Below are 14,190 nucleotides of genomic sequence, written 5' to 3'. Positions count from 1 at the left end.
CTTATAAGGAATTTTGACATACCCCGCGGCAGATATATCCTGACCGGTAGCCTGGGTGAGGTGCTTCAATCATCAGGTGTGGAGACGCTTGTTCATGCTACACTTGCAAAGCAGTTTTGGATGAAGTAAGGCCGTAATTATGTCTTTCGATTGGCGATTGTTGTTATCTCTGGCGCAACAGATGAGCATTTTTCTGGTTATCGCTTATTTGTTCAGCCGCACCCCTGTTTTTGCCCCGATGACCAACCTGTCATTGCGGCTGCCCCATAAGATTTTGATTTATCTGATTTTTTCCGGTTTCTGTATTCTGGGCACCTATTTTGGTCAACCAGTCAATGACGCCATCGCCAATACCCGGGCCGTGGGTGCGGTATTGGGGGGGCTGTTTGGTGGTCCGGTAATTGGTTTTCTGGTCGGGCTGACCGGGGGGCTGCACCGTTACACTCTGGGAGGTTTTACGGATCTTGCCTGTGCTATTTCCACCACCTGGGAAGGGTTACTGGCTGGTCTGGTACATTTCTTTATTCTCAAAAGTCGTCGCAATCCTGATGCGTTGTACTCGCCAATGTTGGCCGCGATTGTTACTTTTTGTGCAGAGGTCAGTCAGATGCTGATTATTCTGTTAGTTGCCAAACCATTTACAGAGGCCGTTCACCTGGTCAGCCTGATTGCCACCCCCATGCTGGTAGCCAACTCCATCGGCGCAGGTTTATTCATGGCAATGATACGGGACCGTAAATCCATTTATGAAAAATACAGTGTTACGTACTCCGCCAAAGCCCTGCAACTCGCTTCGCGAATGATGGGTATTTTCCGCCACGGCTTTGATCGTGAACATGCAAACGATGTGGCCAGAATCATTCTTGAGGAAACAGGCGTGTCAGCGGTTGCACTAACCGATCGTGAGCAGGTCATCGCCTTTGTCGGCATGGGTGATGATCACCATCTACCCGGAAAACCTATTTCCTCAAAAGTAACCCTGCATGCCATAGAGCATAATCAGGTCATGTTTGTGGACGGTATTGATGTTCCTTATAAGTGTTCGCGGCAAAAGAACTGCCCTCTGGGTTCGACGCTGGTCATTCCGTTACGGTCAGATAATGAAGTGATTGGCACAGTCAAACTGTACGAATCCAAGCGCAGGTTGTTTTTGAATATCAACCGGACGCTCGGCGAAGGGATAGCGCATATTCTGGAAGAGCAGTTATTGAACAGTCGTTATCAACAGCAAAAACAATTACTGGTGGAATCTGAACTCAAACTGGTCCGCGCTCAAATCAATCCCCATTTTCTGTTCAATGCTTTGAATACCATCACAGCAGTGATTCGTAAGGATGCGAACAAAGCCAGAGAGTTGGTGGGTGATCTGGCGATTTTTTTGCGTACCAACCTGAAGCGCACAGAGGATATTTCAACTCTGGCTCAGGAGCTGGAACATACGCGCTCTTACCTGCATGTGGAGCAAACCCGGTTTTCTGATCAACTGGTTATTTCTCAGGATATAGACAGCGCTTTTGAACAGTATCGGTTACCCAGCTTTACGGTTCAGCCTCTGGTAGAGAACGCTATAAAACATGGCACCTCGCAGTCACTCGAAACCGGTGAGTTAAAACTGTACAGTACGGTCCGGGAAGAACGACCTTATCTGGTCATCGAAGACAATGCCGGCCTCTATCCCGATGAGGACCCTCTGCAAAGCAACAGTCCAGAACATCAGGGACTCGGCCTGCATATCGTCAACACTCGCCTGAAAAATCTGCTGGGATCACAAAACGGTTTGCTGGTGGAATCGGAACCACACCGCTACACCCGGGTGCTGGTGCCCTTGCAAAACGAGTAACCTGATCCAGGCCATAACAACAATAGCGGACACCTGAAAACATGTTGAAAGCCATATTGGTTGATGATGAAGCTCTGGCCAGAGAGGAACTGGCAGAGCAACTGGCACTACTGGGGGAGTGCGAGGTCGTGGCGGAATTCCCGAATGCCATAGAGTGTTTGAAGCATATTCGCCAACTGCAAGTCGATGTCATGTTTGTCGATGTACAAATGCCTCAGGTTACCGGGCTTGAACTGGTAAACATGCTGGATGAACAGGAGCGACCGCTGGTTGTCTTTGTGACCGCCTATGATCAGTATGCCATCCAGGCGTTTGAAGATAATGCGTTTGACTACCTGCTCAAACCCGTAGAGCCCAAACGTCTGGCTAAAACGGTCAAACGTCTGAGTCAGGCACTTGCCACTCGTCAGGTTCAGGCGGTCCCACATCAGTCACTGAAATTGATACCCTGTTACTATCAGAACCGTATTAAACTGATTCAGTTACAGGATGTCGAATATGCGTTTTCAGATCAAAGTGGCGTGCATATCAATACGGCCAATACACAGCTGCATTCGCAATTAAGCCTGAAAGTTCTCGAAGAAAAAACCTCAATGCTCCGCTGTCATCGACAGTATCTGGTACACCCCCAGGCCATCGCCGAGATCGAGATTATGGATAATGGCTCCGCGAGCCTTCACACCCGTAACGGTGCTGAGTTGCCAGTCAGCCGGCGTTTTATGAAAGGTTTTCTGGATATGTTCAAGCTTTAACGGCAGCCATCAAGGAGATCAAGACGATCTCATTGATGGCCTGGTTAATAGATTACAGAGTTACATCCAATGCCTGGCCACGGTAATTAACCATGATAGCCCCTGCATCGAAAGTACTGGCTTCAGCGTTTTCACCCTCTACCAGACGAACCCGGAACTCACGCTCTTTGAGCATGCCAGCATAGTTTCCCTGGCGGGAACCAATACTGAGCGTACGGCTGTCATCATCGTAATGAATGGGAATAATGCTGTATTCGCCATGCTCATAATCATAACTGCTGCCGTCATCCTCATAGAGGTTGTATTGACCATCAGCGCCGGCATAAACCGTTAATTGTAGAGGGGCATCCGGTTGTTCAAAGACTGTCTGAATCTCTGGTCCGGAAGGCACAATCGCTCCGGCTCTGGCAAATATTGGCATACGGGTCAATGGGGCGGCGGCATCAATATTCTGTCCACCCTCATATGCCTTGCCAGAATAAAAATCGTACCAGCGCGTTCCTTCAGGCAAATATACCTGGCGTGAAGTGGCACCTGGCTGGTACACGGGATTGATCAACAGCGCCGGTCCAAACATATATTGATCATTAATCTCAAAGACATTCGGGTCGTCCATAAAATCCATGACCAATCCCCGCATCAGCGTACCATCATTCAAATACATATGACCGGCTTCGCTATAAATGTAGGGCATTAACCGATAGCGCAACCTGGCGTAATACACCATGGATTCATAAATGTCTGATCCCTGTTCGGCGATATTATAGATTTCCCGATAGGGATTTTGGCCGTGGGAACGAAACAACGGCACAAATGCGCCAAATTGAAACCACCTCAGATTCAGTTCCTGCCAGTTAGGTACATAGTCTGCCGGCATATCGGCATAATTGTGCACAATGCCATCACTGCCATAGCGATACTGATCTTCCGGTGTAAATCCACCGATATCCATGCTCCAGTTTGGCACCCCTGCCAGGCCTGCACCAATACCGGCCGCAATCTGGTCTTTCAGGTTTGACCAACGGCTGACGGTATCGCCACTCCAGACCGCCGCACCGGTTCTTTGAATACCTCCAAATCCTGATCGGGTCAGAATGAACGAACGTTTTTCCGGATCGGTTTCACGTTCACCCAGATAAACCCCTTCAGCGTTGGGCACCGCGTAGGAATTAAAGTATTCAGTACCCGAACCAACCGCGAGCGGGGTGGTGATTTCCTTGCGTTTACTGATGGTCAGATTGGAATGAATATCCGGTTCAGTGGCATCGAGCCACCAGGCATCAAAACCGAGCACATTCAGATTATCGCGTATCTGCCGCCAGAAGATCTGTTGTGCTTCTCGTGGATACGGATCATAAAATCCGTTCAGATAACCAGGCCCCACCCAGTCGCGATTAGCTTCAACCTCGACATTTTTATTGAGCATATAACCTTTCTCATCAAGCTCTTTGTAGTGCTCAGTGGTGGGGTAAAATTTGGGCCAGACAGAAATCATAATATTGGCATTGAGTTCATGCACCTCTTCCACCATTTTCTGCGGATCGGGAAAATTCAGCGCTTCAAACTGATGGCTGCCCCAGGCATCTTCAGGCCAGTAGAACCAGTCCAACACGATATTATCCAATGGAATTCCGCGTTGACGATATTCACGCACCACATTCACCAGTTCATCCTGGTTCTGATAACGCTCCCGGCTCTGCCAGAATCCATAAGCCCATTTTGGTAGCATCACCGCATCACCGGTTAACTCCCGGTAACCGGAAATCACACCATCATAATCCGTACCGAGAATGACATAATAATCGATGGCCTTGCCGGACTCAGACGCCAGAGATAAAGAATTTTGCTCAGCCTGTGGACGAGGTGGAATATGGTTAAGGCGAAAATATCCTCCCTGGGAGTTCCAATCGATTTCAATGGGCACTTTCTGACCGGCCGTCATGTTCAAGTGCACATCGTGATACCAGGGATTCCAGTTCATGCGCCAGCGATTTAATACCTCTTCATGATTAAAACTCAAACGGGTATAGCCACTGCTGTACATTTTGAAAACATGCTCACCACTGGTATCCGATTGAATACTGCCGTTCCAGATAACGCGCGGATTGGAGACCTCGCCAAGCTCTGCCGGAAACGGATGCTCCCGGACATTGTTATTCACCAGAAACTGATAATCAGGTTCGGCCTCGGTGCGGGTCAGCAATAGCTCATCACCATCGTAGTAGCGGGCAGTCAAACCACCAGCTACGCCGTCTTCATCATACAAGACCAGACTTTCATTCAACGCCTGATAACCATTCGGATCACCCAGCCGGGTGATGGAAGCATTATCCCATAGCACGCCATAGCGACGACTGGAAACCAGCATGGGCACCGAAAACTCCAGGTTATGCGTACTCAGTTCAACAGTCTTGCCAGCATAATTGACTATTCCATTCTGATGCTGACCAAGACCGAAAAATCCTTCATCCGTGTTTTGATTCCACTGCTGTCTCAAGGCATAGCTGTTGGTATCCGGAGTCGTTGGATCTTCTGTGACCGGGCCAAACTCGCCACTGTTTACGGCATCCAGTAGCACGTTTCCACGGGCATCATAAATGGAAATATGTCCGTTTTGCGGGTTGATCAGTGCGCTCCCCTTGTGAGTAGACACTCTGATCTGATTTCGCTCGCGACGGACCTTGAATGTGGCGTCAGGTTCAGCCACCACCTGAATACTGTCACTCAGAACACCGGGATTGGTATGTGGCAATGCAGTAATACGAAAAATGTTATCACGGTAAACCTGCACGCTGATCAGCCTTGCCGCTCCTTCCTGGGGCTGAATGACAACACCATGCTCAATCGGTTGGTAGGACGTTGGCTGGCATCCGAGCAGAACAACGGACAGGACAAAGCCGGAAAACACTCTGATAGTTTGTTTCATAAGTATCTGTACCTCGTTACGTACAGGTTGTACGGTATGCGGATCATGTACGAGGTAAAAATCAACGTTATTGTTTTTATTAACCTGGCAATGATCATGCGGGGTCATAAGCCGGGTGTTATCTGCTAACCGGGCAAATATGCATCCATATAAAACGATATCTGCCCTGAGCGCACCCAGTTGCAGTGTGCACGTTTTATCAGAGTATCGGTATCATCAGATTGGGCGATATAGCTGTTCAGCCGGACAAAAATTCGCCAAAAGATAATTCCAAAAAATAAGCCATCAAAGAACCAAGCCATCAGCAGAAAGTCAGACCGGGTAAACACTGCAATGCAGTAGCGCACCAGGGTGCCGCAACACAGCATTGGCCATCTAGGTTCCAAAACGTTTTGCACAACATCAGCGGACATTTCAGAATGGTCCTCAAAGCGGTCAGGATGATCAATTTGAATGTCGCCTTTTAAAATCTGCGAAATCCCGAATCGTCGGACCGCTTGATTTTACGGGACTCGAATGGGCTTAGGCCCATGATGTGGTCCGACACCTCGGGGCGTCCATGCATCACTGTTAACCCGTCATATTTAATTGCCAGGTTAATAACTACACTTTTTTTTAACCGGACAATAACCGCTCAACTGGCTACCGCCGCGATTCTTTTTATCTGCTCAGCCCATCGCTCCACCATCCCCTCCCTGGGGTGACTGGCACTGGCAAAATAACTGAACCGGGAAGGTTTGATGCCGACAAACCCTAAAATCTGCCGGCGCACTTGTATTAACATGGCATTTTTATACACCCAGCGCATAAACCACCCAGGCGTATCAGCAGTCATGATCACCCGGGCAGAACGTCCTGCCAACATAGGCGCAGGCAGACCAAAACGGGTGTTATGGGTATCGAACGTACGTCCGGGCAAAAATGCCCGATCAATCAGACCTTTGAGCTTGGCTGGCAGGCCACCCCACCACATTGGCGTCGTCAGGACGACGTGTTCACTCCACTCAATATCCTCCAGCACAGTTTCCAACGCTGGCTCCAGAGGCTTTACCTGTTGATAACCGCCAAAGCCAAAGTCACTGTCGAATTCCAGGTCATGTATATGACACAGTCGAACCAAATGCCCGGCATCCATCGCCGCTGCAGCATAGGTTTCTGCAAAAAAACGAGACAGGGATTTTTCCCCCGGATGTCCATTCAGAATGAATATACGTTTTGTTTTCATGATGATGATTTCCAGATATTGACCACGGTCACTTTATAAACCTAAATAATGACCATGGTCAATTTATTTTTTGACCACAGTCAGTTTTTGTGCCATATTGCCGCGATGAGAAAATCCACCCAAAAAAGAGCGATAGAAACCCGCGACAAACTGATCAATATTGCCGTCGAAATGATTCGTACAAACGGTTATGAAGCGCTGCGTGTTGAAGAACTGGTCATGCAGGCGGGAGTCGCGAAAGGCACTTTTTTCGCCCACTTTAAAGACAAAGATTCATTGATGGACCTGTTGATTGGCGATGAAATCAACCGCCACCTTGATCAGCTGGAACACGTACCTGCTCCGAAAGATGTCTCCGACATGACGGATCAACTGCTGCCATTACTGCACTTTATGTCTTCTGAACGGTATGTATTTGATGTGATTTTACGCCGTTCGGGTGCAGCTGCTATCGAAGAAATAGGCCCGATTGCCACCACCTTCGGACGCTTTGAAGAAATCGTGGGGCAATGGTTGAATAACGGACATTTTCGCAGCGATGTCCCCCTGTATATTCTGGTGGAAGGGATCGAAGCGTTGTTAATGCAGGCTTTGGCACTGAATTTTTGCGCCCTTCATAACAATTTGCCGATCAAAGAACGCTTTTATCCCTATCTTAAAGCCTGGCTGATGCCTCACTTATAAAACCCACAGCCCGGTTATCCGGGCGATTTCCGATAACTTATCGCTCCCACTTTAGCGGTCATCCTGACCAACAGCCCGGACTCTGGTTATGCGGTCACTTTGACTGCCAAAAACACCAGGACAATAAAAACACTTTGCCTGGCAACTGTTCGCACACATTTGGTTTGGTTAATAAGACAAATGATGGATGCACTTTTGCCTTAGATTGTGAATCAATACTCTCCCTGCTCACAGATTAATCGTTCCAGACGACGGCAACGAACAATCTGCATGGGTTGCGTACAAATCAAACAACAATAATGCATAAACGTTTGTCCTTTCCGTTAATCTTCCTTCGGGAGTCCGCTATGATACGAAAAATTACAGCGCTGCTTACCTGCGCGACTTTGCTGTTTTTAGCTTCTATGGCACACGCAAATATGAAACTTCCATATATTTTCTCCGATCACATGGTATTTCAACGGGATCAGACGAATCCGGTCTGGGGTTGGGCAGACGCTGGCACCCAAATCACCCTCACACTGGCTGGTCACACTTATCATACTCAGGCAAACGAAGATGGTTCCTGGCGTATTCTCCTGAAACCCCATAAAGCCGGCGGCCCGTATGACCTGACGATTCAAACAACCACTCAGGAACATCATATTCGCGACCTCTATTTCGGGGATGTCTGGCTGGCAGGTGGCCAGTCAAATATGGAATGGAAGCTCGACTGGAAAATCAATAATAGTGAAGAGCTGATTGCGGATGCTGACTACCCGTTGATTCGCTTTTTTGAAGTTCCCAAAATTGTCTCAGCCACCCCCCAAGACAATACCGGAGAGAACCAATGGAAGCTGGCCTCACCGGAAAATGCCGGCAACTTTTCCGCCATTGGTTATCTATTTGCCCTGCACAACCATCTGCAAAAAAACGTGCCAGTCGGGATAGTGGAAGCCAACTGGGGAGGAACACCCGCTGAAGCCTGGGTCAGTCCTGACAACCTGCTGAAACTGGAGTATTACCGGCAGAAAACCCTCGACATCTACCAAGGGGGTCATGATTGGGAGGCTCTGTTTGCGCAGAATGAGCGTAATGCTCAGGAAAAATTCAATCGATTGGTCAGTGAAGACGATACCCTGGCGACAGGCGCATACCGCTTTGATTATCCGGATACCAACTGGTCAGTGATTCGCCTGCCCAATCAAGAACCTTTCGAACACCTGGCCTGGTTGCGCCGCGAGGTCATATTAGACCAGGCCCCCACTGGCGAAGCCATACTGAATCTCGGAGAACTGGTGCAGGAGGCTTTTATTTTTGTCAATGAACAACTGATTAAGTTTGAAGACTGGAAGGTCCAGGGTTCACTGCACACACTCCCAGCCGGGCTATTGAAACAAGGGCGTAACCTGATCGCTGTCCGGGTAGGCAACAGCTGGGACAACCATCCCGCTGCCGGTCGTGAAGGTCAGGTCACTCTGACGGTGAACGGCCAAACCATGGATATCAGCCAGGACTGGCGCTACAGCAACCAGGTGGAACCCCCTATTCCGGATTACATCCGTTATGAATGGACACCCGGCTTTCTCTATAACGCCATGATCCATCCAGTGCAGGGATATGGAATACGGGGCGTCATCTGGTACCAGGGAGAAAGCAACACAGAAGCCGCAGCCTACTACGGTGACTTGTTCGTTCAATTGATTCAGGACTGGCGGCAGCAATGGCAGCAGGATTTCAGTTTTCTGTTCGTACAGCTGGCCGGCTTTATGGAGCCTCAATATCCGCAACCAGACAGCCAATGGGCTCTACTGCGCGACATGCAGACTCAAGCGCTGTCTTTACCGAACACCGGCATGGCAACTGCAATCGATATTGGTGAGCAAACCGATATTCACCCCCGTAACAAGCAAGATGTCGCATCACGACTTTGGGGCGAAGCGCGGCGTGTCAGTTTCCATGAAAACGTGTTGAGCCAGGGCCCGACTTATCGCCGCCATAAAGTGAAGGACAACATCGTCAGCATCCGCTTTGATCATATCGGCAAAGGCTTCACATTGAGTGAGGGAGAAGCTGTCAAAGGGTTTATTCTGGCTGGTGAGGATGGGCAATATTATCCGGCAGAAGCCATTATTAAAGGCCACAAGGTACTGGTATGGAGTGATCAGGTGGACGTGCCGGTATCACTGAAATATGCCTGGGCAGACTTCCCGGAAGTCAATCTCTATAACTCCGGGGGATTGCCGGCACTGCCGTTCAGTATCAATAAACTGTAAGCAGCTCCACCCGTTTAAAAAACCGTCAGGGCGCAACTGCCCTGACGGGGTCTTATGAGTTTAAATCTGTTGTCACAATAATATCGTTCTGCTTCAACTCAAGCGCAATGCCGTCCAGGTTCTGCTTAAGCTTTTGCAACACAGGTTCGATATTGACGAGCTCAGCCCGCAACATTTTACTGGCATAACCGGTTGCCAGCTTGCGCTGTTCCAGCAAGCGAATAATAAACTCAACCTTACTGTAGAAGCGGCGGGTTTCACTGATAAAATAACTGGGAATTTCGAGGGTGGCCGGTGAGTTTTTCATGGTTTCCCAGACATAATAACCCACATCCGGGTAGGCTTTGGTTGAACGATCCAGCAACACACCCTGGCTCAGGAAATTCTCATCATAGTCTTTCAGGATCGAGACATTATCCATCACCTCATCGTAGAGAGAATGGCGGAGATAATACTGTTCCTGTTTGTCTGACAGATCATCAAAGATGATAGCCTGTTTTAAACCGGTCTGAGCCGCAAGATACACACCCAGTACCGTCGCCACCAGCATAAAAACCTGACTTAACCAGAAACCGGAACTGATCAGCTCACCATGATTTCCCTGTTTGATTTTATCCACGATTTTTTTTTGACCTTCGGCCATATTTACGACTCCCTAACGAAATAAACGACAATATCGGCTGGAGCATCTGACAACTGCCTCAAGCCTGATCACTGACCCACAACAGCTGGCCCGACGTTGATATCATCGATTCTATCGTTCGGTCTCCAGGGACAGCGCGGCGATGATAACCACACCGTCATTGAACTTCAAAAAAATGTAAGATAGTACTAAAGGCGATAACAGCATCACAGCAAGGACAGTACGACCAATATAGCGGCTATGGCACAATTTATAAAAAGAGGAATTAAGGGAAGCGACATAATACGATAAAAAAAGGGCCTTCTCAGGCCCAAGTAGATATGGCAACGAAGAGACAGTTCGGTGTTTAGGCAACTCTTCCCGAATATGAAACCTTGCAGAATCAGCTCATATCCGGCGTCTGACAAATTCACAGAACTGTTCTTTCAAAATCAAAAAAAACATTAACCTGGCAAGGGGTTGTTCACAGGCTAACGAAGATCGGCAAATTTCCTCCTATACAAAAGTTATTTTATAAAAAAGCCCATCTACAAATTTTCAGAAATTCAAAATGCAGAGAGCTAAAACCAAAATATCTCTTATCAACTGTTTTGCTCATTGTTGTTCTTTGAAATTTTTATCAATACGTTCAAAACCATGATTTCAAAAAAACACAATGTGATTGGAAATAAACCTTTTTAGACCTCATACTGAGTAATTAGTATGATTTTCTAGTGACACTGTTTTATTGTTTTATGTTTTTTTCTGTTTTATTTATCAGAGTGTGTAATTTATATTAAAAATGAAGTCTATAAAAAAAGACTAGACCTATTTACGGAAAAAAACATCATACTTTCGAACTATCGAAGCGGACAGAAATGCCTCAATACCAAAGCCTCTTTAAAAGCAGCCGACAGCTGATGTTTCAAAAAAATAAAACAAAAAAACAGCACAACAGTACATATTTCATGAAATGTATACTGTTCATTTAACAAGCTGGAAATGACAGAATCCCGCTAAAAACGGTATAAGAGTTCAATCTGAGTGTATAAAAAGCCGTACGTATGCCATCTATCCGTATATTTTCGGCATAAGCAAAACCATTGAAAAGAAAATCAGTCGTTACTGTCCAACCATTTATACATGACCAGAGTATCCACATAACCGAGCCGGGCATGACAATAGGCTTTAGGTAAACGACCAACGGTTTCAAACCCAAGCCGATGCCATAAATTAACGGCTATCATATTGGTTGAAACAACTGAGTTAAACTGCATGGCTTTATAGCCGAATTGCCTGGCCATGATTTGCGAGTGCTCGCACATGTTTGTGGCCACGCCTTTTCCCCTGGCGGCTGGCGAAACCATATAACCACAGTTAGACACATGACTTCCCGGTCCCATCTGATTGGACTTGATGTAATAGGTACCGAGCATGCTTCCCTGTTCCCGGCAAATATACGTTTGCCTCGGCGTTTTCATCCACAATTCAAACGCCTGTTGTCGTTCAATATCACGCGGAAACGCATAGGTTTCACCGGCGCGGACAATTTCGCGAAAAACCGGCCAGATATCATCAAAATCCTGTTCAGTGGCAATCTCAATATTCATTTGCATCCTCTGTTGCAGTACTGGAAAAAATAGGCGACTCGACTTCATAACGAATGAACATCATTTTTTTATCGCCATAATCTTCCTGATTTTCAACCGGTTTCTGTACTGATATGTCTGAGATGACCTTTCGCCAGAAGCGTAAAGCACCGATATTATCAGGCAACACTCTGGTCAGCCAGAATCCTGGAAACTGGCCCACGGACAACCTGAATGCCACAGTTCCTACCCCCTGACGCTTGTATTTTCTCAGCACAAAAAATTGACCGATATCGTGATAATCAGAATCATACGGGTAGCGACGTAACAGAGAAAAACCGGCCAGCTCATCATTACAAAGAATCAAATACGGGTAATGTCCGTCTTTTTGCCAATAATCGTGCAGTCCGATCACAGCAGTATCGATTGCATATGAACCACTGGCATCTGGAGACCAGCCGGTAAATTCACTCATGTCATACAGATAATATTGAAACAGATTCTCGACCACCGTGAGATCTCCGGCGGGTGTCAATTCGATTTTCATAACAAGCCCTAATAGTCCGAAGGAAGTATCACCGCCATTGAACAGCATTCTGATCAGCACAGGAACAAGACAATGACCTGTGGCGGCAACACTTGTTGCCTTCCAGCTTGCAGTGGAAACCACTCAAACCGTAAATATTACCGCTTAATTCAGTATATCGCCGTTCAGTATATGGTAAAGGCAATTGCTTTCTGCCAGCGTTAGTCTGCTGCCTGGGAACTCCAACGATAAAAATAACAGAGGAATACGATATGGTTTGGTTCTTGATTTGTGTCGGCATTCTGTTGTCCGGCTATTTTACCTACGGCAAATTTGTGGAGAAGGTCTTCGGGCCAATGCCAGAGCGTCCAACACCGGCCACCACGTCTGCTGACGGCGTGGACTATGTACCGATGTCCAATAAAAAGATTTATTTGATTCAACTGTTGAATATCGCTGGCCTGGGCCCGATTTTCGGCCCGATTCTGGGAGCACTATACGGCCCGGTCGCTATGCTGTGGATTGTCATTGGCTGTATATTCGCCGGTGCGGTACATGATTATTTTTCCGGCATGTTATCCGTGCGTTCCAACGGCAGCTCAGTCCCCAATGTTGTGGGTGAGCAACTGGGCACCATCGCCCGTCATTTTATGAACATATTTGCCGTCATCCTGTTACTGCTGGTCGGCATAGTGTTTGTGTTGGGCCCGGCCAAATTGCTGGCTAACCTGGCCGATATGGGCGTGACGTTCTGGGTTGCGGTCATTTTCGCTTATTACATCATCGCCACTATCGTACCCATCGATAAAATCATTGGCCGCTTTTATCCGTTCTTTGGTGCGCTGTTGTTATTTATGTCCGTCGGACTGGTCATCGGTCTGGCAGTCAGCGACCACAATTTCTACTCTCAAGGTCTGAACTTCGCCGAAAATCTGCATCCTACTGATCTACCATTATGGCCGCTGTTGTTTATTACCATTGCCTGCGGCGCGGTATCCGGTTTTCATGCAACACAATCACCACTGATGGCCCGCTGCATGAAAAATGAAAGTGCAGGCCGTTTCGTGTTCTATGGTGCCATGATTGGTGAAGGCGTAATTGCATTAATCTGGTGTACGCTGGGGCTCTCCTTTTACGATAATACCGAAGCCCTGAACGCGACTCTGGCAGCCGGTGGGCCGGCTGCGGTAGTTCATGAGGTATCTACTTCTTTACTTGGCAGCGTCGGTGGCATTCTGGCGGTACTGGGCGTGATTGTACTGCCCATTACCTCCGGAGATACGGCCTTCAGAAGTGCCCGTTTAATAGTGGCGGATTTTATGAAACTGCCACAACAAGCCATGTCACGCCGGTTAATGATCGCGGTTCCTATGTTCGTCATTGGCTTCATCATCAGCAAAGCCGAATTTGGTGTGATCTGGCGTTATTTCGGCTGGGCCAACCAGACCACCGCAATGATCATGCTCTGGGCTGCTGCTGCCTATCTTGCCAAAGAAGGCAAACTGCATTGGATCTGCACCATACCAGCAACATTCATGACGGCTGTTACCATTACTTATCTGGCCAATGCCACCATCGGTTTTAATCTGCCCATGCAGATCTCCACCATACTGGGCATCGGTACTGCTGTAGTGGCATTAGTCGCCTTTTTATGGAAGTTCAAAGCAGCTTCCCGAGTGGCGCTGCAAACCGATCTCTGACCAGACTGCCATAAAAAAACCCGCTGATCAGCTTCAGCGGGTTTTTCTTTGTTACCTCACCATCACTGGTG

At 47.8% G+C, this 14,190-nt stretch carries 10 protein-coding genes; 5 read left to right on the top strand and 5 right to left on the bottom strand.

The annotated features are described in order from the left end of the window. The first annotated feature begins 139 nt into the window (after positions 1 to 139). Positions 140 to 1,840 (top strand): sensor histidine kinase, encoded by a 1,701-nt coding sequence (locus tag YC6258_RS09065; protein WP_044616712.1) that lies wholly within the window; start codon positions 140 to 142, stop codon positions 1,838 to 1,840. Positions 1,841 to 1,881: 41 nt separating this feature from the next. Then, entirely contained in the window at positions 1,882 to 2,592 is a 711-nt protein-coding gene (gene btsR / locus YC6258_RS09060; RefSeq protein WP_044616711.1) for a two-component system response regulator BtsR, read from the top strand. Positions 2,593 to 2,644: 52 nt separating this feature from the next. On the opposite strand, the gene YC6258_RS09055 is transcribed toward btsR, so the two are convergent. After that, positions 2,645 to 5,518: a glycoside hydrolase family 31 protein gene (locus YC6258_RS09055; protein ID WP_052830178.1), complete on the bottom strand. Its 2,874-nt coding sequence runs from the start codon at positions 5,516 to 5,518 to the stop codon at positions 2,645 to 2,647. A 634-nt stretch (positions 5,519 to 6,152) separates the two neighbouring features. Beyond that, positions 6,153 to 6,743 carry an NAD(P)H-dependent oxidoreductase gene (locus YC6258_RS09045; RefSeq protein ID WP_044616709.1) on the bottom strand — a complete coding sequence of 197 codons (591 nt, stop codon included), beginning with the start codon at positions 6,741 to 6,743 and terminating at the stop codon, positions 6,153 to 6,155. 54 nt (positions 6,744 to 6,797) lie between these two features. Between YC6258_RS09045 and YC6258_RS09040 the strand changes: the two genes are divergently transcribed. Beyond that, complete coding sequence (locus tag YC6258_RS09040) at positions 6,798 to 7,427, top strand: TetR/AcrR family transcriptional regulator (RefSeq protein WP_211264658.1); 630 nt, start codon at positions 6,798 to 6,800, stop codon at positions 7,425 to 7,427. A gap of 347 nt (positions 7,428 to 7,774) precedes the next feature. Beyond that, a complete protein-coding gene (locus YC6258_RS09035; protein ID WP_052830177.1) occupies positions 7,775 to 9,682 on the top strand; it encodes a sialate O-acetylesterase in 1,908 nt (635 codons plus the stop codon). A gap of 52 nt (positions 9,683 to 9,734) precedes the next feature. Here the strand turns inward: YC6258_RS09035 and YC6258_RS09030 are convergent, their stop codons facing one another. From YC6258_RS09030 to YC6258_RS09020, 3 genes are all read right to left on the bottom strand, one after another. Next, entirely contained in the window at positions 9,735 to 10,325 is a 591-nt protein-coding gene (locus YC6258_RS09030) for a hypothetical protein (RefSeq protein ID WP_044616708.1), read from the bottom strand. A gap of 1,094 nt (positions 10,326 to 11,419) precedes the next feature. Then, the gene (locus YC6258_RS09025) at positions 11,420 to 11,914 is read right to left on the bottom strand and encodes a GNAT family N-acetyltransferase (protein WP_044616707.1); all 495 of its coding nucleotides are present in this window, start codon (positions 11,912 to 11,914) and stop codon (positions 11,420 to 11,422) included. Beyond that, positions 11,904 to 12,440, bottom strand: a complete 537-nt coding sequence (locus YC6258_RS09020) for a GNAT family N-acetyltransferase (RefSeq protein ID WP_044619896.1) — start codon at positions 12,438 to 12,440, stop codon at positions 11,904 to 11,906. Before YC6258_RS09020 ends, YC6258_RS09025 begins: the two co-directional genes overlap by 11 nt. Positions 12,441 to 12,691: 251 nt before the next feature. Between YC6258_RS09020 and YC6258_RS09015 the strand changes: the two genes are divergently transcribed. Continuing rightward, the gene (locus tag YC6258_RS09015) at positions 12,692 to 14,119 is read left to right on the top strand and encodes a carbon starvation CstA family protein (RefSeq protein ID WP_044616706.1); all 1,428 of its coding nucleotides are present in this window, start codon (positions 12,692 to 12,694) and stop codon (positions 14,117 to 14,119) included. The last annotated feature ends 71 nt before the right edge of the window (positions 14,120 to 14,190 follow it).

It is taken from the genome of Gynuella sunshinyii YC6258 (assembly GCF_000940805.1).
GTDB classification, from domain to species: domain Bacteria; phylum Pseudomonadota; class Gammaproteobacteria; order Pseudomonadales; family Natronospirillaceae; genus Gynuella; species Gynuella sunshinyii.
The sequence above is the reverse complement of the archived record's forward strand: the minus strand, read 5'-3'. Positions and strand labels throughout refer to the sequence as shown.

Excerpts from the sequence above, each read along its gene's own strand:
- YC6258_RS09055 (WP_052830178.1), bottom strand. The coding sequence starts at position 5,518 with ATGAAACAAACTATCAGAGTGTTTTCCGGCTTTGTCCTGTCCGTTGTT.
- YC6258_RS09020 (WP_044619896.1), bottom strand. The coding sequence starts at position 12,440 with ATGAAAATCGAATTGACACCCGCCGGAGATCTCACGGTGGTCGAGAAT.
- YC6258_RS09035 (WP_052830177.1), top strand. The coding sequence starts at position 7,775 with ATGATACGAAAAATTACAGCGCTGCTTACCTGCGCGACTTTGCTGTTT.
- YC6258_RS09015 (WP_044616706.1), top strand. The coding sequence starts at position 12,692 with ATGGTTTGGTTCTTGATTTGTGTCGGCATTCTGTTGTCCGGCTATTTT.
- btsR (WP_044616711.1), top strand. The coding sequence starts at position 1,882 with ATGTTGAAAGCCATATTGGTTGATGATGAAGCTCTGGCCAGAGAGGAA.
- YC6258_RS09040 (WP_211264658.1), top strand. The coding sequence starts at position 6,798 with ATGGTCAATTTATTTTTTGACCACAGTCAGTTTTTGTGCCATATTGCC.
- YC6258_RS09045 (WP_044616709.1), bottom strand. The coding sequence starts at position 6,743 with ATGAAAACAAAACGTATATTCATTCTGAATGGACATCCGGGGGAAAAA.
- YC6258_RS09025 (WP_044616707.1), bottom strand. The coding sequence starts at position 11,914 with ATGAATATTGAGATTGCCACTGAACAGGATTTTGATGATATCTGGCCG.
- YC6258_RS09065 (WP_044616712.1), top strand. The coding sequence starts at position 140 with ATGTCTTTCGATTGGCGATTGTTGTTATCTCTGGCGCAACAGATGAGC.
- YC6258_RS09030 (WP_044616708.1), bottom strand. The coding sequence starts at position 10,325 with ATGGCCGAAGGTCAAAAAAAAATCGTGGATAAAATCAAACAGGGAAAT.